Below are 20,627 nucleotides of genomic sequence, written 5' to 3'. Positions count from 1 at the left end.
GATGAAAAAGGCTTTAAAAATTTTCGGATTTATCATCCTTACTATTATCATCCTATTGGTAGTAGCTCCTTTCGTTTTTGAATCACAGTTAAAAGACCTTGTGAAGAAAACATTGAACGATAACCTGAACGCACAGGTAGATTTTGAAGATATAGACTTGAGCATGTTCAGAAGTTTTCCGCAGGCGACTTTGGTGATCGAAGATCTAAGCATCATTAATAATGAACCTTTTAAAGGAGATACGCTGGCTATTGGTGAAGAAGTTACTTTGGAAATGTCTGTTAAAGAACTTTTCAAAAGCAGCGATGAACCTAAAAAAATAGATCAGCTTACATTGAACAATGCATTTATCAATATAAAAGTTGATTCCCTCGGAACTGCCAATTACGACATTGCTGTAGAGGACACTACCACTACAGGTTCTGAAAGCACGCCTTTCAGCCTAGATCTGAAGCATTACGAGATCAATAATTCCAGGGTAAAATATGACGACAGGAATTCAAAAGTTTCCTTAGAAGTTAAGAATTTGAATCATGAGGGAACCGGTGATTTTTCATTAGATCAGTCTGAACTGGATACTTATTCAGAAGCTTTGGTTTCGCTTGATTATGACGGAGTGAATTATCTAAATCAAAATGAAATTAGCCTTGATGCCGTTTTCCAGATGGATCTTGAGAACATGAAATATACTTTCCTCGAAAATGAAGCAAGGGTAAATCAGTTGCCGTTGACTTTTGACGGTTATGTACAGGTGAATGATGAGGATACTGAAATGGATATCACTTTTAAAACACCTTCTTCAGACTTTAAAAACTTCCTGGCGGTGATCCCAGAAATTTATGCGAAGAATATTGAAAATGTAGAAACCAAGGGAGATTTTGTAGTGAATGGTAGAATTTTCGGTAAGACTGACGACACTTATATTCCAAAAATGGATATCAAGATCGCTTCGGACAATGCCTCCTTTAAATATCCAGATCTTCCAAAAAGCGTTCAGGATATAAGCCTTGATATGGAAATACTGAATGATTCAGGATTAGCAGAAGAAACTTATATCAATATAAATAACGCAACTTTCAGAATAGACCAGGACAGATTTACTGCTAACGGAAATATTAACAATATCACTGAAAATATGTTGGTTGATCTGGCTTTAAAAGGCACCGTAAATCTTGCAAATATCAGCAAGGCTTATCCACTGGAAATGGAGCAGGATCTCAATGGTATTCTTACTGCTGACATAAAGACGAACTTTGATATGAATTCCATTGAAAAGGAACAGTATCAAAATGTAAAAAGTAGCGGTAAAGCGTCTATAAGGGATTTCAAATACTCTTCTCCTGAAATTCCAAATGAAGTGAAAATCGCCAATGCAGATATGAGTTTTAACCAGGGAAATGTGAACGTGCCTAATTTGAAGATGACCACTGGAAAAACTGATATTTCTGCCTCAGGAACCCTTCAGAATCTAATGGGATTCTTGTTCACAGATCAGCAATTAAAAGGAAATTTCCAGGTGCAGTCTAACACATTTTCAGTTAACGACTTTATGGTTGCTGAAACCGAAGAGATCACTACTACAGATGAAGACGGAAAAGATAAAACGGTTGCAAAAACTACCGGAAAAGAAGCTGTAAAAGTGCCATCCTTCCTGGATATGGAATTAAGGTTTAATGCCAACACGGTACTTTATGATGATCTTGAATTGAAGAATGCAAAGGGTATTTTGGTTATTCGAGATGAAACTGCCAGACTTCAGGATATTTCAACTAATATTTTCAATGGGAGTATTGGTCTTAACGGATTGGTTTCCACTAAGAATGCAACACCTGTTTTTGAAATGGATCTTAACCTGAACTCTCTGGATATCGCATCTTCTTTCGATGGATTAGATTTGATGCAAGGTCTTGCTCCCTTAGCGAAAGCAATCGAAGGTAAGCTTCAGTCAACGATGAGTCTCAAAGGAAATTTAAATGAAGATCTTACTCCTCAATTAACCAGCCTTGCCGGGAATGCCCTGGCTGAACTATTAACTGCAGAGATCAATCCTGAAAAGGCTGAATTATTGTCTAAACTTGATAGTCAGCTGAAATTCATCAATTTTAAGGATATAGACCTGAGCAAGATCAAAACGAACCTGACTTTTACAAATGGAATGGTTCAAATTGCTCCGATGAATTTCAATATCAAAGGAATAGATTTTCAGGTTTCCGGAAGTCACGGATTTGATATGAACATGAACTATGACCTGAAACTGGATGTTCCGGCTAAATATCTTGGTTCTGAAGTGAGTTCTACTCTTGGAAAATTAAGCGGTGAAACTATTGAAAATACTACTGTAGAATTACCTATCGGGATCACCGGAAGTTTCCAGAGCCCGAAGATCAATTTGAATATGCAACAGGCGGTAAATTCACTCACCCAGAAAGTGGTAGCGCAGCAAAAGAAAAATCTTGAAAATAAAGCGGTAGATGCGATCAACGATATTCTTCAGGGTAAGCGAGACCCTAACAAACCATTCAATAAGAATGATACTACTGCGGTGAATTCTCAAAATGCAGATTCGACTGCCACCAAAGCTCCGGTAACTAAAAGAGATTCAATTAACCAATCTCAGCAAAAACAGGTTCAGGATGCAGCGAAAAATATTCTGGGTGGTATTTTAAAGAATTCCAAGAAGAAAACCGATACAACTTCAAATAATTAAAGAAAAAGCAGTCTTAAATTGAGACTGCTTTTTTTATTACTATTAAGTGATTCTGAACTAGTTTCAGGATCTTAAGAGATGCTAAAATAACATTAGCATGACCTAAAATGAAATTTGCTCTAAACCAAAACCTTTAATTCAACTACTAAACCTTCATTCCCGCGGACGTTGAAAACGGTCCCATCCTCAAAAATGAGGTATTGCCCTTTAATGCCTTTCAACTTTCCTTCGTAAAATGGGTTCTTTACCAGATTCAAGGATTTCACTTTCTCCGGAAATTGTATCACCGGGAATTTGATCTCCGTTTCCTTGTTGCTGGCGATAAAATATTGCCTGGCCTCATCAGGTATAAAATCCTTTAATTTCTCTCTTTCCTCTTCAAGGTTAAGATCCACGATATCATTCGTAAGCATTTTACGCCAGTTGGTCTTATCTGAAACATGGTCTTTCAAAGCAACTTCTGTAATTCCGGCTAGATATCTATTAGGCACTTCAACAATTTCTATCGCCTCATGTGCTCCCTGGTCTATCCACCTTGTTGGCAGCTGACTTCTTCTAGTAACTCCAACTTTTACGTCACTTGAATTCGCCAGGTAAACCACGTGTGGTTGTAACTGTGCTTTCTTTTCATATTCAAGGTCACGATCTTCTTCGTCCAGATGCGCTTTACTCAATTCTGGTTTCATGATCCAATCTCCGGCTTGAGGGATCGAGCTAAAACAATCGTAACAAAATCCCTGCCTGTAGATCTTTTTTTCCAGTCCGCAATTTAGACACTGATACCTCAGAAAGTTCAAACTTATTTTTTTGTCTATCAACTGGTTGAAATTGATAAAATCATTATCCCAAATCAGATAATACTGAACTACATCTGTAATTTCCGTTCTCATTTTCCTTAGAACTCCTTCGTATCTCATCTAAATTTTTGTTTTAAGACTGAATGAAATTTTTGCAAGCTTCAAAGTTTCGTTTATTTTTAACCAAATAACCGAACGCCCTTTAAATATAAGCGTTAAAGATAAGAAGAATAATGCCAATTCCATTAGTTAACTCAATAGCCTCATGGTTTCTTAAAAAGAGAATTCATCAGATGGAATTGTTCATAAAGTACCCTCATGAGGTTCAGAATGAATTGCTTAAAGACCTCTTATCTAAAGCAAAAAATACTGAATTCGGGAAGCGATATAATTTCTCAGAGATCAATTCTTATGAGACTTTTAAACAGCGTGTTCCAATTCAGAAATATGAAGATTACCAGGATGTGATAGAGCGCAGTCGTAAGGGTGAGACAAATATTTTCTGGCCTACTCCTATCAGATGGTTTGCAAAATCTAGCGGGACTACAAGTGCTAAAAGTAAATTCATCCCGGTTAGCCAGGATTCATTAGAAGAATGTCATTATGCGGCTGGAAAAGATCTTTTATGTATTTATCTGAATAACAATCCGCAATCTCAAATGTTCACGGGTAAAAGTTTGAGACTTGGAGGAAGTAAAGAGCTTTATCAGGAAAATGGAACGTCCTATGGAGACCTTTCAGCAATTTTGATAGATAATATGCCTTTCTGGGCAGAATTCAGTAGTACACCTAGCAACGAAGTTTCTTTGATGCACGACTGGGAATACAAGATGCAGGCGATCGTTGACGAAACCATTAAAGAAAAAGTGACCAGCCTTGCCGGAGTTCCAAGCTGGATGTTAGTTCTTTTAAATAATGTTTTGGAAACTACAGGTAAGGAAAGTCTTTTTGAAGTTTGGCCGCACCTGGAAGCCTATTTTCATGGAGGGGTGAGTTTTGAACCTTATGCTTCACAGTATCAAAAAATACTTCCTAAAGAAGATTTCAGGTTCTATGAAATCTACAATGCTTCTGAAGGATTTTTTGCCTGCCAGGATCATAATGATACCAAGGACATGCTTTTAATGCTGGATTATGGTATCTTCTACGAGTTCATCCCCATGGACAACTACGGAACCGATGAAGAGATCGCTATCCCTTTAAGTCAGGTTGAAGTTGGAAAGAATTATGCGGTAGTTATCACCACAAATGCCGGACTATGGAGATACAAGATAGGTGACACCGTAAGATTTACAGATGTAAACCCTTACCGAATTAAAGTATCTGGTAGAACGAAGCATCACATCAATGTTTTCGGAGAAGAATTAATTATAGAAAATGCAGAATCAGCACTTAAAAAAGTTTGCCTGGTTACCAATTGTGAAATTATAGATTATACCGTTGCACCTATTTTCATGGAAGGAAAAGAAAAAGGGGCACACGAGTGGATCGTTGAGTTCAAGACTCCACCAAAAGATTTTGACAGTTTTACAAAGCAACTGGACCTGGCATTACAGGAAGTAAATAGCGATTACGAGGCTAAACGTTATAATAATATGACGCTGAATATGCCAAAAGTACACAAGGCCCGGAAAGATCTATTCTACGACTGGCTAAAAAAACATGATAAACTTGGAGGTCAGCATAAGATCCCAAGACTTTCAAATTCGCGCACTTACCTAGAGGAACTGCTGGAAATGGCTTAATCTAATTCTAAAAATATGGCGACAGAAAAAGGTAAAATGCTTGGGCAGCTGCCATATATCGCTTCAGATCCTGAATTATCCAAAGAACGAATCCTTGCTCAAAAAACTTGCTTTCAGATTAATTCAACTTCACCGGAATTGGTTGAAAAGCGAAATGAACTTATGAAAAATATCCTCGGTTCAACTAAAGATAATTTCTATATAGAGCCTCCTTTCCACTGCGATTACGGCTATAATATTTCATTGGGCGAAAATTTCTATTCCAATTATAATCTTATCATTCTGGATTGTGCTGAGGTGAAAATTGGAGATAATGTGATGCTTGCTCCAAATGTGAGCATTTTCACAGCGGGACATCCAATCGACGCTGGAAAAAGAAATGAAGGCTGGGAATATGCTATACCAGTGACCATTGGAAATAACGTCTGGATTGGTGGAAATTCCGTCGTTAATCCCGGAATTAATATTGGTGATAACGTGGTAATTGGTTCAGGAAGCGTGCTCACTAGAGATTTGCCTTCTAACGTGATCGCCGCCGGAAATCCCTGTAAAGTAATTAGAGAAATTACTGAAGAAGACAGGGCATTTTATTTTAAAAAACGCAGATTTTAAAAAAAAATCCGGAAAAGCTTAGCTTCCCGGATTTTATGTATTCTGAAATCTTATTCTATAAGTCTTTTGAAACCTTAGCGACTGCCGCAATCGTTTTGTCCAGATCTTCATAGCTCAATGCTTCACTGATAAACCAGGTTTCATAAGCACTTGGTGCTATGTAAATTCCGTTATCCAGCATTCCGTGGAAAAATTTATTGAATAAGCCAAGATTTGCAGATTTTGCAGCCGAATCGAAATCGGTTACCGGTTCTTTTCCAAAATGAACAGAAATCATTGATCCAACTCTATTTATTGTGAAATCAACTTTATTTTCCGTCAGAACTTTTTCCATTCCTTCGTGAAGATATTTGGTCTTTTTCTCAATGCTTTCAAAGATCTCTCTTTTAGAATCAAGTTCTGTCAGCATCGCTAATCCGGCAGCCATCGCCAAAGGATTTCCGCTTAAAGTCCCAGCCTGGTAAACAGGTCCTACGGGCGCCAGGTAATCCATAATTTCATTACGTGCTGCGAAAGCACCAACCGGCAATCCACCGCCGATCACTTTTCCGAAACAAACAATATCTGCCTTTACTCCTGCTCTTTCCTGAACTCCTCCGGCCGCAAGTCTGAAACCTGTCATCACCTCATCAAAAACCAGTAAAATTCCGGTTTCATCACAAATCTTTCTCAGTCCTTCCAGGAAACCTTCCGCAGGTGGGATACATCCCATATTTCCGGCAACAGGCTCTAAAATAATACAGGCGATCTCATCCTTATTAGCTTCAACCAGCTCCTTTACATTTTTAAGATCATTATATTTTGCCAGTAGTGTGTCTTTGGCAGTTCCCTGAGTAACTCCCGGGCTATTAGGACTTCCGAAAGTCACCGCTCCACTTCCCGCTTGAATTAGGAAAGAATCACTATGGCCGTGGTAGCAACCAGCGAACTTGATTATCTTTTCTTTCCCGGTAAATCCTCGAGCCAGACGAACTGCACTCATGCAGGCTTCAGTTCCGGAATTCACCATTCTTATCTTATCTATATTCGGAACCATTTTAACAGCAAGTTCCGCGATCTTCGTTTCAATTTCCGTAGGAGTTCCAAAAGAAGTTCCTTTTCTGGCTTTTTCAACAACCGCATCAATAACAGGTTTATGAGCATGTCCTAAAATAAGCGGACCCCAGGAATTGATATAATCGATTAATTTATTTCCGTCTTCATCATACAAATAAGCACCTTCAGCTTTTTCTACAAAAATTGGCTCTCCACCTACAGCTTTAAAAGCTCTCACCGGGGAATTCACCCCGCCAGGGATCACCTTTTGCGCTTCTGCGAATAACTGACTACTTCTTTTATAAATCATAAAATCTTGTCTTCTCTATTTTACACTTAGAACCTGGCCGATAGAAATCGTATTTCCATTAAGGCCGTTCATTTTTTTTATTTCGTCTACGGAAGTGTTATACTTTTTGGAAATTGAATACAAAGTATCTCCCTTTTGCACCACATGAGTTTCATTACTTTCTGGTGTTTTTTCCACATATCGTGGCGCGGCAATTCTTGCAGATCCTGAATCGAACTTATAAAGTTCGTATCGCTCTATAAGATCAATAAGTTTGTCGGGGTATCGGCGATCTGTAGCATAACCTGCTTTTCTTAAACCTTTTGCCCAGCCTTTGTAATCATCGGGATCAAGCTCGAAAAGCTCTGAATACCTTCCTCTTCTGGAGAGAAATAAGGAATGATCGCGATAAGAATATTTGGCGTGTTTATATTTTCTGAAACATTCTCCACGACGATCGTCGTCATGATAAACTTTTTCACCATTCCAGTCATGGCACTTAATTCCGAAGTGGTTATTGGCCCGTCTGGTCAATTCACCATTTCCAGCACCAGATTCCAAAATTCCCTGTGCCAGCGTAATACTTGCCGGAATCTTATATAATTTCATTTCTTCCTGGGCGATCGGTGCGTAATCTCTAATGTAATCCTCTATCCTGTAGTGATAGGTTTTGGGAGGTAATTTCTCTTTAACATCATCAACTACTTCTGCCGGAGTTTCACGGTTCTCTTCTCCCCGGTTGTCCATTTCAACATCATCTTTCTTCCTGGTCACCACTTTCTTTTTACTTCCGCAAGAAGCAGCAAAAATAATGATCATTAAAAGAGCTAAAAGGCTTGTGATTTTCATATTAATACTCGATTTGAGGCAGATCTTTTTTCTTTAACAACCGGTTCATTCCTTCTATTCCCTGCAGTCCGCCGGTATGGATTGCAAGTATCTTAGAATTTTCAGGAAAATATCCCTGTTTAACAAGGTCAAAAATACCAAAAACTAATTTTCCTGTATAGACAGGATCCAATATGATTTTATATTTTTTGCTGAAATCATTCATAAAATTAATCAGATCTGCATTCACCCTGGCATATCCTCCAAAATGATAATCCGGTATTATTTCCCAATTATCTGAATTCACCGATTTAGAAATTTCATCTTTCAGATAATCAGTTTTTAGAGATGAAAAACCTAGAACTTTCTGACTTCCATTTGCTGAATTGATCAAACCGGATAAAGTTCCGCCGGTACCAACCGAAGAACAGATATAGTTAAAGTCATCGTCCTGTTTCGATAATATTTCCTCACAACCTTTGATCGCCAGATCGTTGGTTCCACCTTCCGGAATTATATATGCCTCCGGGTATTTCAGTTTCAGGTTTTCTAAATAGTCTTCCGAATCCTTTTTTCTGTATTCTTCGCGACTGATAAAATCAAATTTTATTCCGCAGGAACTGGCATATTTAAGTGTAGGACTCCATTTCTCTTCAGAATCTGTTAGCTCTTCCCCTCTTACAACAGCAATCATTTCAAAACCCAATATTTTTCCAGCAGCTGCAGTAGCCGAAATATGGTTGGAATGGGCACCGCCAAAAGTCAGAATCTGTCTTTTTCCAAGCTCTTTCGCTTGCAGCAGGTTGTATTTTAATTTGCGGAATTTATTTCCTGAAACTTCAGGATGCAGTAAATCTTCCCTTTTAATATAAAGCTGAATACCTTTATCGAATTCGGCTACAAATTGATTCGGGGTATTTTGAGAAATTGCATTTTCAAATAAGTCCTGCATAAATGCAAAAATACCTATTGAATTTCAGAATGAATAAAATCTCGAAGAAATCGTTTTCCTTAACTTGATTCAGGATCTAATAGAAGCTGAATCAAGTTCAGCTTGACGAAAAATTACATAAATTTCAGAAAAGCCCAGAATGATCTTTTCTTCAAATATTTAAGATCTGCTTCTCTTCTATAAGCCTCGCGTTCAAAACTTATATTTCTGTAGGCCAGCATTCCGTCGCGGCAATCTATATAGCGAACAAAGAATTCTATCGCATACCACACATAAAAGAAAATGACCAGAAGTTCGAGTTGTTGCCTTAAATGTATTTTTTCATGATTAAGGAAATAATCATCTTTCTTCAGCTGCTTACTTTCCAGTATGACAAAGGGCCACAAACTTATACCCTTAAACCTACCCGAAAGCAACCTTTTGTTGACGATCAAAATCATGCTTTCAAGATAAGAAATTGTATTTTAGCCTCATGAATTTTCAGAAAAAAAGAATCCCGATAGAGGACGGAGACTACTACCTTACTCCTGAAGGCTACCGCTGTTTTACTGAACAATATCACCTGAAACGAGGTTATTGCTGTGAAAGCGGATGCCGGCATTGCCCCTACGGATATAACAAAAAAACCAACTCTCAAGAATAATACAGAATGAATTTTAAGGATCAGATACTTGAAGGAATACCAGATGAATTACCGGCAGCGAAGGCTTATGATGAGTCGCTGAATCACGCTCCAAAACGCAAGGACATTCTTGATAAAGACGAGAAGAAGCTTGCCCTGGAAAATGCCTTAAGATATTTTGACAAAAAGCATCATGAAACTTTACTTCCGGAATTCAAAGAAGAGCTGGAGAAATATGGAAGGATCTATATGTACCGTTTTAAGCCAGATTATGATTTCTACGCAAGGCCTATAGACGAATATCCTGGAAAAAGTGTGCAGGCGAAAGGAATTATGCTGATGATCCAGAATAACCTGGATCCTGAAGTTGCACAACATCCTGAAGAGTTGATCACTTATGGAGGGAATGGAGCTGTTTTTCAGAACTGGGCACAATACAGGCTTACGATGAAATATCTGGCAGAGATGGACGATGACCAGACTCTCGTGATGTATTCCGGGCATCCTATAGGATTATTCCCTTCACACCCAAACGCACCTCGAGTGGTTGTAACCAATGGAATGATGATCCCAAATTATTCTCAACCTGATGACTGGGAAAAATTCAATGCGCTTGGAGTTACACAATATGGACAAATGACCGCGGGAAGTTATATGTATATAGGTCCGCAGGGAATTGTACACGGAACTACCATTACCGTTTTAAATGCGGGAAGAAAAATCTCTAAAGATGGTGAAGGCCTTGAAGGAAAATTATTTGTGACTTCAGGACTTGGCGGAATGAGTGGAGCTCAACCAAAAGCTGGAAATATCGCCGGATGCATCACTATTTGTGCGGAAGTAAACCCAAAAGCTACTCAAACCAGACATAAGCAGGGTTGGGTAGATGAAGTTATAGATGATGTGGAAAAGCTGGCAGAACGAGTTAAAAAAGCTAAAGCTGAAAAAGAAGTGGTTTCCATCGCGTTTCAGGGAAATGTTGTGGAGATCTGGGAATATTTTGCTGAAAATGATATTTATATTGACCTTGGAAGTGATCAGACCTCACTACACAATCCTTGGGCTGGAGGATATTATCCGGTTGAATTGAGTTTCGAGAAAGCTAATGAAATGATGTCTTCAGATCCTGAAGAATTCAAAGAAAAAGTAAAGGAAAGTTTAAGGCGACAGGCTACCGCCATAAATAAGCATACAGAAAAAGGAACTTATTTCTTTGACTACGGAAATGCATTTTTGCTGGAAGCTTCCAGAGCCGGAGCAGATATCATGAAAGAAGATGGAAAGGGATTCCGATATCCAAGTTATGTACAGGACATTATGGGTCCAATGTGTTTTGATTTTGGATTTGGACCTTTCAGATGGGTTTGTGCTTCAGGAAAGGATGAAGACCTTCAAAAGACAGATGAGATCGCCACAGAAGTTTTAAATAAATTAAAAGAGAATTCTCCTGCTGAAATTCAGCAACAGATGCAGGATAATATACAGTGGATCAAAGGCGCTCAGGAAAATAAACTGGTGGTTGGTTCCAAAGCTAGAATTCTTTATGCAGATGCTGAAGGTAGAATTGCGATCGCTAAAGCTTTTAATGATGCGATCGGCAAAGGAGAAATTGGCCACGTTATACTCGGTCGTGACCATCATGACGTTTCAGGAACCGATTCTCCATATCGCGAAACCTCTAATATTTACGACGGATCCCGCTATACCGCAGACATGGCCATACAGAATGTTATCGGTGATAGTTTCCGCGGAGCTACCTGGGTTAGTATACATAATGGCGGCGGAGTCGGCTGGGGAGAGGTTATCAACGGGGGATTCGGCATGATTATTGAAGGTGATAAGGCATCAGAAGATCGTTTAAAATCTATGTTATTCTGGGATGTGAATAACGGAATCGCTCGCAGATCCTGGGCCAGGAATGAAGAAGCAATATTTGCCGCAAAGCGTGCGATGGATATGAATCCGCAACTTAAAGTTACAATTCCCAACCTCGTAGATCCGAAACTTCTGGATTAAATTTATATAAATTAAAATCTAACCTATGAAATTTCTAAGATTTACTCCTATTATTCTGCTGTTTGCAGTGCTTTTATCTTCCTGTAGTAGTGTAAGAGTAGCATCAGATTACGATCATGAGGCCGACTTTACTAATTATGGGACCTATGCTTTCTTTAAACCCGGCATAGATAAAGCAGATATCTCTGATCTGGATAAAAAAAGAATCCTGAGAGCAATTGAAACTGAAATGGAGAAAAAAGGCTTTTCAAAGTCTGAAGATCCAGATCTTTTAATCAGCATTTTCACAAAAACCAATGAAAATATAAACATATACAATAATATGAATCCTTATTGGGGTTATGGATGGGGATGGAACCCTTGGTACTGGGGTAGCGGTTTTAATACTGTGAACAGAACCAGCGAAGGAACATTGTACATAGACCTCATAGATTCTGAAGGAAAAGAATTGGTTTGGCAGGGAATGGGAACTGCAGCCCTGGCTCGTGAAGTAAATAAAAAACAGGAACGTATAAATGAGATCGTTGCCAAGATCATGGAAAAATATCCACCGGGAATGGATAAATAGAAATTCAATTAGAACCCCTTCTTAGGGGTTTTTTTATGCACAGTCGTTAAGCGATATTCTTCCCTTTCTCTTTCAAATTTTGTACTTTTAACGCAAACGTTTTAGTTTAAACTAATCATGTTAGATAATATACAATCCAACGAAATACTAGATAGGCTTCCTGCACATCTTCAGCAATATATAAAACCTCAGAACTATGATGATTACAGCCCTATAAACCAGGCTGTTTGGCGATATGTAATGAGGAAGAATGTAGACTACTTAAGCAAAGTAGCTCATGATTCTTATTTAGAAGGTTTGAAAAAGACCGGAATTTCTATAGACAGCATTCCAAATATGTATGGAATGAACAGGATTCTCGAGGAGATTGGCTGGGCTGCAGTGGCTGTAGATGGATTCATTCCACCAGCTGCATTTATGGAGTTTCAGGCCTATAATGTCCTGGTTATAGCCAGTGATATTAGGCAATTGGAACATATTGAATATACCCCTGCCCCAGATATTATTCACGAAGGCGCTGGGCATGCTCCTATCATCGCCAATCCTGAATATGCAGAATACTTGAGACGTTTTGGGGAAATTGGCTGTAAAGCGATCTCTAGCTCACATGATTATGAAGTATATGAAGCTATCCGCGAGCTTTCAATTTTGAAAGAGGCAGAAGATACTCCTAAAGAAAAAATCGAAGCTGTTGAAAAGCGTGTTGATGATCTTCAAAATGCTGATGTAAAGCCGAGTGAAATGGCTCAAATAAGAAATTTGCACTGGTGGACCGTGGAATACGGATTGATTGGCACTCCCGAAGAGCCAAAGATTTACGGTGCGGGGTTACTTTCCTCAATTGGTGAAAGCAAATCCTGCATGACCGATGCGGTGAAGAAATTTCCATATACGATTGAAGCGGCCAAGAAAGAGTTTGATATTACCAAACCTCAACCTCAGCTTTTTGTAACTCCAGACTTTGCCCATCTAAGTCTTGTCCTAGAAGAATTCGCTAATAAAATGGCTTTAAGAAGAGGTGGCCTGGAAGGAATTCAAAAATTGATAGATTCAAAAAATTTGGGAACGGTAGAATTCAGCACAGGAATTCAGGTTTCAGGGAATTTCTCAAATGTAATCGAACATGAAGGAAAACCAATCTATATTCAAACCAAAGGTAAAACGGCACTTTCATATAGAGAAAAAGAACTGGTAGGACATGGTATTTCAACCCATCCTGAAGGTTTTGGGTCACCTATTGGAACTTTGAAAGGAATCAATCTTGCAATTGAAGATATGAGTCCGCGTGATCTGAGGGCTTATGCCATTTATGAAGGCGAAAAGGTTAGCCTTGAATTTGAAGGCGGAGTAAAAGTGGAAGGAGAAATTATCACCGGAACAAGGAATCTCCAGGGCAAGATCATTATCATAAGTTTCAGAAACTGTACGGTGACGCATAATGATGAAATCTTATTTCAACCTGAATGGGGTAGATACGATATGGCAGTAGGAAAAGAGATCATATCAGCTTTTGCCGGGCCTGCAGATCACGAATCCTTCGATCTTATCACGCATACGCCTTCAACAACCACAATAAAAAGCAAGAAAACTCCCGAACGTGAAGAGCTTGAGTCACTTTACAAATCGGTTAGAAATATCAGGAATGGTGAGAACACTAAATTCTCCCTTAACGCAGCTTTTGATATTGTAAAAAAACATCATCCTAAAGACTGGTTGCTTTCTGTTGAGATCTATGAACTGGCCACGGAGAATGATCAGAAACTGGCGGAAGAGGTGAAAAACCGATTGCTGGAGATTAAAAAAGACAGACCTGAAGTTGTTCATTTAATTGATGACGGAATCGAAATGACCGAATCTAAAATGGTGACACCTTAAAGCCTGATATTTTCCAGGCTTTCAGAACTTTCAATGGGCTGGTTCTCATATTCCAGGGTCCAGCCCATACTATTCGTTAGAATATAAATCTTTTGTAATTCACTAACCAATCTGTTCTTGGCATTGGTCTTAAGACTGGATTTCTCTATTTTCTCTTTTAACCCCTTCTCTATTCGCGTTTTAATTTTATTATAGTCTTCTGCTTCAAACTGATTTAGATAATCTTGGGTAACATCATAATACTTGATATTGGGATTAATATTGATCTCTTCCTCCGGAATTCCTTTTATGATCACTCTCTTAGCTTCTTCATCTACTTCAATATCCAGTTTACTTAGATCGTAAGCAACGCTTACTTCAGCATTCACCACAATCAGCGCTTTCTTTCTAGCGGAAAGAACATCAAAATAGAAGCTTTTAGAGTTTTTGTAAGTAAATACCTGGGAAAACGTACCTTCAGTAACTACAAGCTTTCCAACATTTCTAATTTGCTCCTGAATAAGTGCGGTATTAGCATCTAAACTTTCCTTTTCATCATTCTTTTGATCCCAATACATAAATCCTAAAATGACCACTGCAACCATTAAAATGGCCAAGAGAATATTCTTCATAAATTTTCGTTTAGAATAAGGAAAGTAGAAAAAAACTGAGAAGATGAGGATTTTTAATACTGAAAAGAAAGTTAAAATAGTCTTATCACAAAAACTAAAGGACGGCCCCACCCGCCCTTTAGTATATTCTAAAATCTACCCCAACAAATTTTAGAAAACAAATCTTCTATAATTATCTGATTATTCGTGGTCTACAAGAATAATAATAGACGTAAATTATTTTAGATCTGCATGGTAAAAATACGAATATTTTGATATAACACATTAAAAATGTGTTGCATTAATTTTAAAATTTTAACAATCTCAGTAACGACAAGGGCTAAGAAAAGGTAATTTCAGGGTGCTTTTTATGGATTTCCTCGATTTTCGTTTGTAGATTCGTAAGAAATTTCCTATGAGTAGGCGAATTTTCTTCCCGTGGACGATGCGATAAAGCTCTTTGTATCTTATCTATTTCTTCATTTAATTTCAAGGACTTTTCAGAGATCCATTTTTCAGAAAAAATGGACCATATATAATCGATGGCCAGATCATTTGGATGAATCATATCTTCTGAATAAAATCTATAATCTCGAAGTTCATCCATTAGAATCTCGTAAGAAGGAAAATAAGAAGACTCCTTACTTCTTTCCAGAAATTGATGAATTGCCGCGATCAAATGCGACTTACTCCTTTGATTCTCCTGAAATCCATCCTTTAGATGTCTAACCGGGGAAACTGTAAATATGATTTTGGCATTTTTATTTATTTGAGCAACCGAATGACTTATAACTTCAAGATCATTGACGATCTCCTGTACAGATGAAATTTCCTTCCTGAATTTTTTTTGCGGGATCTTATGGCAATTTGCAGCGATCTTATCGCTGCTCTCATACACATAACCCCAGGCAGTTCCAAAGCTGATTATTATATGACTTGTATTTTTTAGGAATTCCCTACTTTCCATTAAGGCCGAATTTAAAGCATCCAGACATTCAGATTCTGAATTGCGACGCATGTCTGAGTGTGCCTCCAGTGATTGCCAACCATCATTAAATTCAATGAGATTCTTCTTCTGAAATGCTTCATTATTAGACATTCTCTGGAAGAACCGTCTAATTGGAGATGGATGAAAGATTATTCCTGTAGGATTCTGATAATTCTTAAACTTGAACCAATCCAGTTTCTTCCCGATATTTTCTACAAAACAAGACCCAATTAAAAATACACCGGATGCATGCTCCATCTTTGGAGCACCTTCTTCAACCGGAATTTTGGTTCTAAAATCCATATCCTTAAATTAAAAAATCCCGGTGAATTTCCGGGATTTTTCAGGTTATTTTATAAAGCTTTCTGCCTTTTGAAGTGCTTCATTCAACCCGACCGGGTTCTTCCCTCCGGCCGTAGCAAAAAATGGCTGACCTCCGCCACCTCCCTGGATATATTTACCAAGTTCACGAACTATCTGGCCGGCGTTAAGATCACGCTCCTCAGTCAAACTCTTAGAAATATAACAAGAAAGTAAAGCTTTTCCATCCTGTTCTGTTCCGAATAAAATAAATAGGTCATCGATCTCTTCTCCCAATTGAAACGCCAAATCTTTAATACCCGCAGCATCAAGATCTACTTTTCTAGAAAGGAAGTTTACTCCATTAAGAGACTTCACTTCTTCCTTGAGTTCTGACTTTAAATTCTTAGCCTTGTCTTTTAATAGAATTTCAACCTGTCTTTTCAGACTTATATTTTCATCCTGAAGGTTACTAATAGCTTTCACCGGATCATTCGCATTTTTCAGTCCGCTTTTAATCTCTTCAAGAATATTCGTCTGCTTCTCAAAATAATTAATAGCTGCTTCACCTGTAATCGCCTCAATTCGTCTGATTCCAGATGCAACCGCAGATTCCCCTGTAATCTTAAAATACCAAATATCTGAGGTATTCTTTACGTGGGTTCCACCACATAATTCCATAGAATCTCCAAACCTAATCGCTCGAACAGAATCACCATATTTTTCGCCAAATAACGCAATTGCTCCTTGTTCCAGAGCTTCATTGTATGAAATACCTCTCTGTTCTTCTAGTTTAAGACTTTCACGAATTCGGGCATTTACAAACTTCTCCACCTTTTGTAATTCTTCAGAACTCACCTTACTAAAATGAGAGAAATCGAATCTTAGGTAACCGCTTTGCACCATAGAACCTTTTTGCTCCACGTGATTTCCAAGAACACTTCTAAGTGCCTGGTGCAATAAGTGCGTTGCCGTATGGTTTGATGCTGTATTTGATCTTTCAGAACTATTTACTAATGCTTTAAAGTCTGCTTCAGTATTCTTTGGTAGTTTTTTGGTGAAATGAATGATCTGGTTGTTCTCTTTTTTAGTATCCACAACTTCTATTGCTTCGCCGTCTGAAGATAAGATCACTCCCTTATCTCCTACCTGGCCACCGCCTTCAGGATAAAATGGAGTCTTATCCAGAACTACCTGAAACATTTCACCTTTTTTCTTAGATTCTACTTTTCGGTATTTCGCGATCTTCACCTCAGCTTCAAGCTCATCATATCCTACAAATGACTCTTCATTTACAGAATTCAACTCCACCCAATCTCCGGCGCTAACCTGAGTTGCTTCACGTGAACGATCTTTCTGCTTTTTCAGTTCGGCTTCAAAACCTTTTTCATCCAGATCATATCCATTTTCTCTTAGAATAAGCGCAGTAAGGTCTATTGGAAAACCAAAAGTATCATAAAGCTCAAATGCTTTTTCGCCGGAAATGGTCTTATCTGCAGAATCTTTCATTAGATTTTCAAGCAACACCAATCCCTGGTCCAGGGTTCGAAGGAAAGACGCTTCTTCTTCACGAATCACATTTTCGATCAAACTTTTTTGAGATCTGAGTTCAGGAAATGAAATTCCCATCTGGTCACTAAGAATAGCTACCAGTTTATATATAAATGGCTCTTTAGTATTCAGAAATGTAAATCCATACCTGATCGCCCTTCTTAAAATCCTTCTGATCACGTAACCAGCACCAGTATTACTTGGTAACTGCCCATCAGCTATTGAAAATGCTACAGCCCTAACGTGATCGGCGATCACACGCATAGCGATATTAGTATCATCTGAAGCACCATATTTTACTCCAGTAATGCTTTCTATTTCTTTAAGCAAAGGCGTAAAAACATCGGTATCGTAATTAGACTGCTTGTTTTGAAGAACCATACAAAGGCGTTCAAAGCCCATCCCTGTATCTATATGCTTAGCAGGTAATTCTTCAAGGTCTCCGTTAGCCTTTCGATTATACTGCATGAATACAAGGTTCCAGATCTCAACTACCTGAGGATGATCCATATTCACCAGGTCACGACCAGGAATTTCAGCTTTTTCTTCTTCTGAACGAATATCTATATGGATCTCAGAACAAGGTCCACATGGTCCCTGGTCACCCATTTCCCAAAAGTTATCTTTCTTATTTCCGTAGATGATCCTTTCTTCAGGAACGATCTTCTTCCACAATTTCAATGCATCTTTATCCAGACCAAGATTATCCTTATCATTGCTACCTTCAAAAACTGATACGTATAAGTTTTCAGGATTTATCTTATACACTTCAGTAAGTAATTCCCAGGCCCAGCTAATAGCTTCTTTCTTAAAATAATCTCCAAAACTCCAGTTACCGAGCATTTCGAACATGGTATGGTGATAAGTATCATGCCCTACTTCTTCCAGATCATTATGCTTACCGCTTACACGCAAACATTTTTGAGTATCGGTCACCCTGTTGTTTTTCGGAACAGAATTTCCAAGGAAAAACTCTTTGAACTGAACCATCCCGGCATTGGTAAACATCAACGTAGGGTCATCTTTTAAGACCATAGGTGCAGATGGCACAATGCTATGAGATTTCGATTTAAAAAACTCTAGAAACTGTTTTCGGATATCCTGTGACTTCATTCAGTTATTTTCTTGCAAAATTCATTAAATTATGAAGACGGCAAAACAATTCATATATTTGTTCGTTTACCGTATAAATTTACACGGTAATTTAGCCGTTTCTGGACGCAAAAATAGCATAAATTTAACTCATGTCGAAGGTTAAATATTATTACGATAGCGAGACCCTTTCTTACAAAAAGATCGAGCAAAAAAAAGGCAGGCGTTTAGGTATTGCCCTGCTTAGTGTTACCGGTTCATTTCTAGCCGGTTTTATTCTTTTAATTATCTATTTGAACATTCCTCAGATAGAAACTCCTAAGGAAAAAGCGCTTAAGCGTGAATTACAGAACATGAAACTTCAATATGGTCTTCTGAATAAAAAGATGGACCAGATCCAGGACGTTATGGCAAATATTGAGGATCGAGACAATAACATTTACAGGCTATATTTCGAAGCAAACCCAATTCCTGAAGAACAGCGAAGAGCTGGATTTGGAGGGATAAATAGATATAAGGATCTTGAGGGATTTGACAACAGTAAGTTGATCAAGGAAACAACTAAAAGAATAGACGTTCTAACTAAAAGGCTGGTTGTCCAATCAAAATCATTAGACGAGATCGCCGGTCTTGCCAAAGAAAAAGGTGAATTACTTGAAGCGATTCCGGCCATTCAGCCCGTTAACAATGAAGACCTGAGTAGAATTGCTTCCGGATATGGATGGCGAACAGACCCTTTCACGAAGGTTAGAAAATTCCATTATGGTATGGACTTTACTGCTCCACGTGGAACTCCGGTATATGCTACTGGTGACGGAAGGGTGGTTAGAGCCGATAGCAGGTCTACCGGATATGGAAATCATATTAGGATAGATCACGGCTATGGCTACACAAGTCTATATGGTCACCTGTACAAGTACAATGTTCGAAGAGGGCAAAGAGTGAAAAGAGGTGATGTGATAGGTTTTGTAGGAAGCACAGGGCGATCTGAAGCTCCACATCTTCATTATGAGATCTTCAAAGACGATGACAGGATTAATCCTATTAACTTCTACTACGGAAACCTTTCTCCGGAAGAATTTGGAGAAGTACTTGAAAAAGCCCAGAGAGAAAATCAATCGCTCGATTAATGCACATAGATCTTCCTGAAAAGCGTTATTACAGCATTGGCGAAGTTGCCGAAGCTTTTAAAGTGAACACTTCCCTCATTAGATTCTGGGAGAAGGAGTTTGATGTGATCAAACCTAAGAAGAACGCCAAAGGAAATAGAAAATTTACTCCAGATGATATTAAAAACCTGGAATTAATATATCACCTTGTAAAAGAAAGAGGTTTCACCCTTGAAGGAGCGAAAACTCATCTTAAAGAAGAAAAACAGAAAACACTTACCAATTTTGAAATCATTCGAAAACTGGAAAGTGTAAAAGCAGAACTAGTTAACCTGAAAAACCAATTGTAATATGAAAAAGTGGCTAATCCCATTAATAATAATCGTTATCGGAGTGGTTGTGATCTGGAGATTCACAGCTGGATTTAATAACAATGCCGTAGCGAAAGAAGAAAATGCCAAGCTTGCCTGGTCTAATGTTGAAAGTTCTTATCAACGAAGAAACGACCTTATTGGTAACCTTGTAAAAACTGTGGAAGGTGCCGCAGATTTTGAAAGAGGAACATTAAAAGAGGTGATCGAAGCTAGGGCAAAAGCAACTTCAGTAAATGTTGATGCCGAGAATTTAAGCGCAGCACAGATCGAGCAATTCCAGCAGGCACAACAAGGAGTAACTTCAGCATTATCGAGGTTATTAGTTACTGTTGAAAAGTACCCTGACCTCAAAGCAAACCAGAATTTCCTTCAGTTACAATCGCAACTAGAAGGAACTGAAAACAGGATAAATGTTGCTCGTGACCGTTTTAACGAGGCAGTGACAGATTACAATACTTACATCAGGGTATTCCCGAATAATCTGTTCGCTGGAATGTTCGGTTTTGAAAGAATGGAGCGCTTCCAAGCAGATGCCGGAGCTGAAAATGCACCAGACGTAGAATTCGACTTTTAAAAT

The 20,627-nt window shown here is 38.4% G+C and carries 18 protein-coding genes; 10 read left to right on the top strand and 8 right to left on the bottom strand.

Annotated elements, in window-relative coordinates:
- Nucleotide 1 precedes the first annotated feature (1 nt).
- Nucleotides 2-2,707, top strand: a complete 2,706-nt coding sequence (locus RE431_RS02235; RefSeq protein WP_309560328.1) for an AsmA family protein — start codon at nucleotides 2-4, stop codon at nucleotides 2,705-2,707.
- A gap of 119 nt (nucleotides 2,708-2,826) precedes the next feature.
- On the opposite strand, the gene RE431_RS02230 is transcribed toward RE431_RS02235, so the two are convergent.
- Complete coding sequence (locus tag RE431_RS02230) at nucleotides 2,827-3,624, bottom strand: DUF2797 domain-containing protein (RefSeq protein ID WP_309560327.1); 798 nt, start codon at nucleotides 3,622-3,624, stop codon at nucleotides 2,827-2,829.
- 113 nt (nucleotides 3,625-3,737) lie between these two features.
- On the opposite strand from RE431_RS02230, the gene RE431_RS02225 reads away from it, so the two are divergent.
- Both RE431_RS02225 and RE431_RS02220 read left to right on the top strand, forming a co-directional pair.
- A complete protein-coding gene (locus RE431_RS02225) occupies nucleotides 3,738-5,249 on the top strand; it encodes a GH3 auxin-responsive promoter family protein (protein ID WP_309560326.1) in 1,512 nt (503 codons plus the stop codon).
- Nucleotides 5,250-5,264: 15 nt separating this feature from the next.
- Entirely contained in the window at nucleotides 5,265-5,861 is a 597-nt protein-coding gene (locus RE431_RS02220) for a sugar O-acetyltransferase (RefSeq protein ID WP_309560325.1), read from the top strand.
- A gap of 55 nt (nucleotides 5,862-5,916) precedes the next feature.
- Here the strand turns inward: RE431_RS02220 and hemL are convergent, their stop codons facing one another.
- From hemL to RE431_RS02200, 4 genes are all read right to left on the bottom strand, one after another.
- Nucleotides 5,917-7,206, bottom strand: coding sequence for a glutamate-1-semialdehyde 2,1-aminomutase (gene hemL / locus RE431_RS02215; RefSeq protein ID WP_309560324.1), 1,290 nt, complete (start codon nucleotides 7,204-7,206; stop codon nucleotides 5,917-5,919).
- Nucleotides 7,207-7,221: 15 nt separating this feature from the next.
- Nucleotides 7,222-8,034 (bottom strand): glucosaminidase domain-containing protein, encoded by an 813-nt coding sequence (locus tag RE431_RS02210; protein ID WP_309560323.1) that lies wholly within the window; start codon nucleotides 8,032-8,034, stop codon nucleotides 7,222-7,224.
- A gap of 1 nt (nucleotide 8,035) precedes the next feature.
- Nucleotides 8,036-8,965: a 1-aminocyclopropane-1-carboxylate deaminase/D-cysteine desulfhydrase gene (locus tag RE431_RS02205; RefSeq protein ID WP_309560322.1), complete on the bottom strand. Its 930-nt coding sequence runs from the start codon at nucleotides 8,963-8,965 to the stop codon at nucleotides 8,036-8,038.
- Between the two features lie 113 nt (nucleotides 8,966-9,078).
- Nucleotides 9,079-9,405, bottom strand: a complete 327-nt coding sequence (locus RE431_RS02200) for a hypothetical protein (RefSeq protein WP_309560321.1) — start codon at nucleotides 9,403-9,405, stop codon at nucleotides 9,079-9,081.
- A 32-nt stretch (nucleotides 9,406-9,437) separates the two neighbouring features.
- Between RE431_RS02200 and RE431_RS02195 the strand changes: the two genes are divergently transcribed.
- The 4 genes from RE431_RS02195 (at nucleotide 9,438) to RE431_RS02180 (ending at nucleotide 14,046) form a co-directional block, all read left to right on the top strand.
- Nucleotides 9,438-9,608, top strand: coding sequence for a C1orf53 family protein (locus RE431_RS02195; protein ID WP_309560320.1), 171 nt, complete (start codon nucleotides 9,438-9,440; stop codon nucleotides 9,606-9,608).
- A gap of 6 nt (nucleotides 9,609-9,614) precedes the next feature.
- Nucleotides 9,615-11,603, top strand: coding sequence for a urocanate hydratase (locus RE431_RS02190; RefSeq protein WP_309560319.1), 1,989 nt, complete (start codon nucleotides 9,615-9,617; stop codon nucleotides 11,601-11,603).
- A 25-nt stretch (nucleotides 11,604-11,628) separates the two neighbouring features.
- The gene (locus RE431_RS02185) at nucleotides 11,629-12,171 is read left to right on the top strand and encodes a DUF4136 domain-containing protein (protein ID WP_309560318.1); all 543 of its coding nucleotides are present in this window, start codon (nucleotides 11,629-11,631) and stop codon (nucleotides 12,169-12,171) included.
- A 117-nt stretch (nucleotides 12,172-12,288) separates the two neighbouring features.
- Nucleotides 12,289-14,046 carry an aromatic amino acid hydroxylase gene (locus tag RE431_RS02180; protein ID WP_309560317.1) on the top strand — a complete coding sequence of 586 codons (1,758 nt, stop codon included), beginning with the start codon at nucleotides 12,289-12,291 and terminating at the stop codon, nucleotides 14,044-14,046.
- Here the strand turns inward: RE431_RS02180 and RE431_RS02175 are convergent.
- The 3 genes from RE431_RS02175 to alaS all read right to left on the bottom strand — a co-directional run bounded on the left by RE431_RS02175 (nucleotide 14,043) and on the right by alaS (nucleotide 18,588).
- Nucleotides 14,043-14,657, bottom strand: a complete 615-nt coding sequence (locus RE431_RS02175; protein WP_309560316.1) for a DUF4230 domain-containing protein — start codon at nucleotides 14,655-14,657, stop codon at nucleotides 14,043-14,045. The genes RE431_RS02180 and RE431_RS02175 overlap by 4 nt on opposite strands.
- Before the next feature lie 319 nt (nucleotides 14,658-14,976).
- Nucleotides 14,977-15,927, bottom strand: coding sequence for a GSCFA domain-containing protein (locus RE431_RS02170; RefSeq protein WP_309560315.1), 951 nt, complete (start codon nucleotides 15,925-15,927; stop codon nucleotides 14,977-14,979).
- 45 nt (nucleotides 15,928-15,972) lie between these two features.
- Complete coding sequence (alaS, locus tag RE431_RS02165; RefSeq protein ID WP_309560314.1) at nucleotides 15,973-18,588, bottom strand: alanine--tRNA ligase; 2,616 nt, start codon at nucleotides 18,586-18,588, stop codon at nucleotides 15,973-15,975.
- Between the two features lie 131 nt (nucleotides 18,589-18,719).
- On the opposite strand from alaS, the gene RE431_RS02160 reads away from it, so the two are divergent.
- From RE431_RS02160 to RE431_RS02150, 3 genes are read left to right on the top strand one after another with little or no spacing between them, the layout of a single operon-like run.
- Entirely contained in the window at nucleotides 18,720-19,697 is a 978-nt protein-coding gene (locus RE431_RS02160; protein WP_309560313.1) for a M23 family metallopeptidase, read from the top strand.
- Entirely contained in the window at nucleotides 19,697-20,026 is a 330-nt protein-coding gene (locus tag RE431_RS02155; RefSeq protein ID WP_309560312.1) for a MerR family transcriptional regulator, read from the top strand. The genes RE431_RS02160 and RE431_RS02155 overlap by 1 nt, the downstream gene beginning before the upstream one ends.
- A gap of 1 nt (nucleotide 20,027) precedes the next feature.
- A complete protein-coding gene (locus tag RE431_RS02150) occupies nucleotides 20,028-20,624 on the top strand; it encodes a LemA family protein (RefSeq protein ID WP_309560311.1) in 597 nt (198 codons plus the stop codon).
- Nucleotides 20,625-20,627: the final 3 nt, after the last annotated feature.

Source organism: Christiangramia sediminicola, from assembly GCF_031344135.1.
GTDB classification, from domain to species: domain Bacteria; phylum Bacteroidota; class Bacteroidia; order Flavobacteriales; family Flavobacteriaceae; genus Christiangramia; species Christiangramia sediminicola.
Note: the sequence above shows the minus strand (reverse complement) of the source record. Positions and strands in the feature narration are given on the sequence as shown.

Excerpts from the sequence above, each read along its gene's own strand:
- RE431_RS02235 (WP_309560328.1), top strand. The coding sequence starts at position 2 with ATGAAAAAGGCTTTAAAAATTTTCGGATTTATCATCCTTACTATTATC.
- RE431_RS02230 (WP_309560327.1), bottom strand. The coding sequence starts at position 3,624 with ATGAGATACGAAGGAGTTCTAAGGAAAATGAGAACGGAAATTACAGAT.
- RE431_RS02225 (WP_309560326.1), top strand. The coding sequence starts at position 3,738 with ATGCCAATTCCATTAGTTAACTCAATAGCCTCATGGTTTCTTAAAAAG.
- RE431_RS02220 (WP_309560325.1), top strand. The coding sequence starts at position 5,265 with ATGGCGACAGAAAAAGGTAAAATGCTTGGGCAGCTGCCATATATCGCT.
- hemL (WP_309560324.1), bottom strand. The coding sequence starts at position 7,206 with ATGATTTATAAAAGAAGTAGTCAGTTATTCGCAGAAGCGCAAAAGGTG.
- RE431_RS02210 (WP_309560323.1), bottom strand. The coding sequence starts at position 8,034 with ATGAAAATCACAAGCCTTTTAGCTCTTTTAATGATCATTATTTTTGCT.
- RE431_RS02205 (WP_309560322.1), bottom strand. The coding sequence starts at position 8,965 with ATGCAGGACTTATTTGAAAATGCAATTTCTCAAAATACCCCGAATCAA.
- RE431_RS02200 (WP_309560321.1), bottom strand. The coding sequence starts at position 9,405 with ATGATTTTGATCGTCAACAAAAGGTTGCTTTCGGGTAGGTTTAAGGGT.
- RE431_RS02195 (WP_309560320.1), top strand. The coding sequence starts at position 9,438 with ATGAATTTTCAGAAAAAAAGAATCCCGATAGAGGACGGAGACTACTAC.
- RE431_RS02190 (WP_309560319.1), top strand. The coding sequence starts at position 9,615 with ATGAATTTTAAGGATCAGATACTTGAAGGAATACCAGATGAATTACCG.
- RE431_RS02185 (WP_309560318.1), top strand. The coding sequence starts at position 11,629 with ATGAAATTTCTAAGATTTACTCCTATTATTCTGCTGTTTGCAGTGCTT.
- RE431_RS02180 (WP_309560317.1), top strand. The coding sequence starts at position 12,289 with ATGTTAGATAATATACAATCCAACGAAATACTAGATAGGCTTCCTGCA.
- RE431_RS02175 (WP_309560316.1), bottom strand. The coding sequence starts at position 14,657 with ATGAAGAATATTCTCTTGGCCATTTTAATGGTTGCAGTGGTCATTTTA.
- RE431_RS02170 (WP_309560315.1), bottom strand. The coding sequence starts at position 15,927 with ATGGATTTTAGAACCAAAATTCCGGTTGAAGAAGGTGCTCCAAAGATG.
- alaS (WP_309560314.1), bottom strand. The coding sequence starts at position 18,588 with ATGAAGTCACAGGATATCCGAAAACAGTTTCTAGAGTTTTTTAAATCG.
- RE431_RS02160 (WP_309560313.1), top strand. The coding sequence starts at position 18,720 with ATGTCGAAGGTTAAATATTATTACGATAGCGAGACCCTTTCTTACAAA.
- RE431_RS02155 (WP_309560312.1), top strand. The coding sequence starts at position 19,697 with ATGCACATAGATCTTCCTGAAAAGCGTTATTACAGCATTGGCGAAGTT.
- RE431_RS02150 (WP_309560311.1), top strand. The coding sequence starts at position 20,028 with ATGAAAAAGTGGCTAATCCCATTAATAATAATCGTTATCGGAGTGGTT.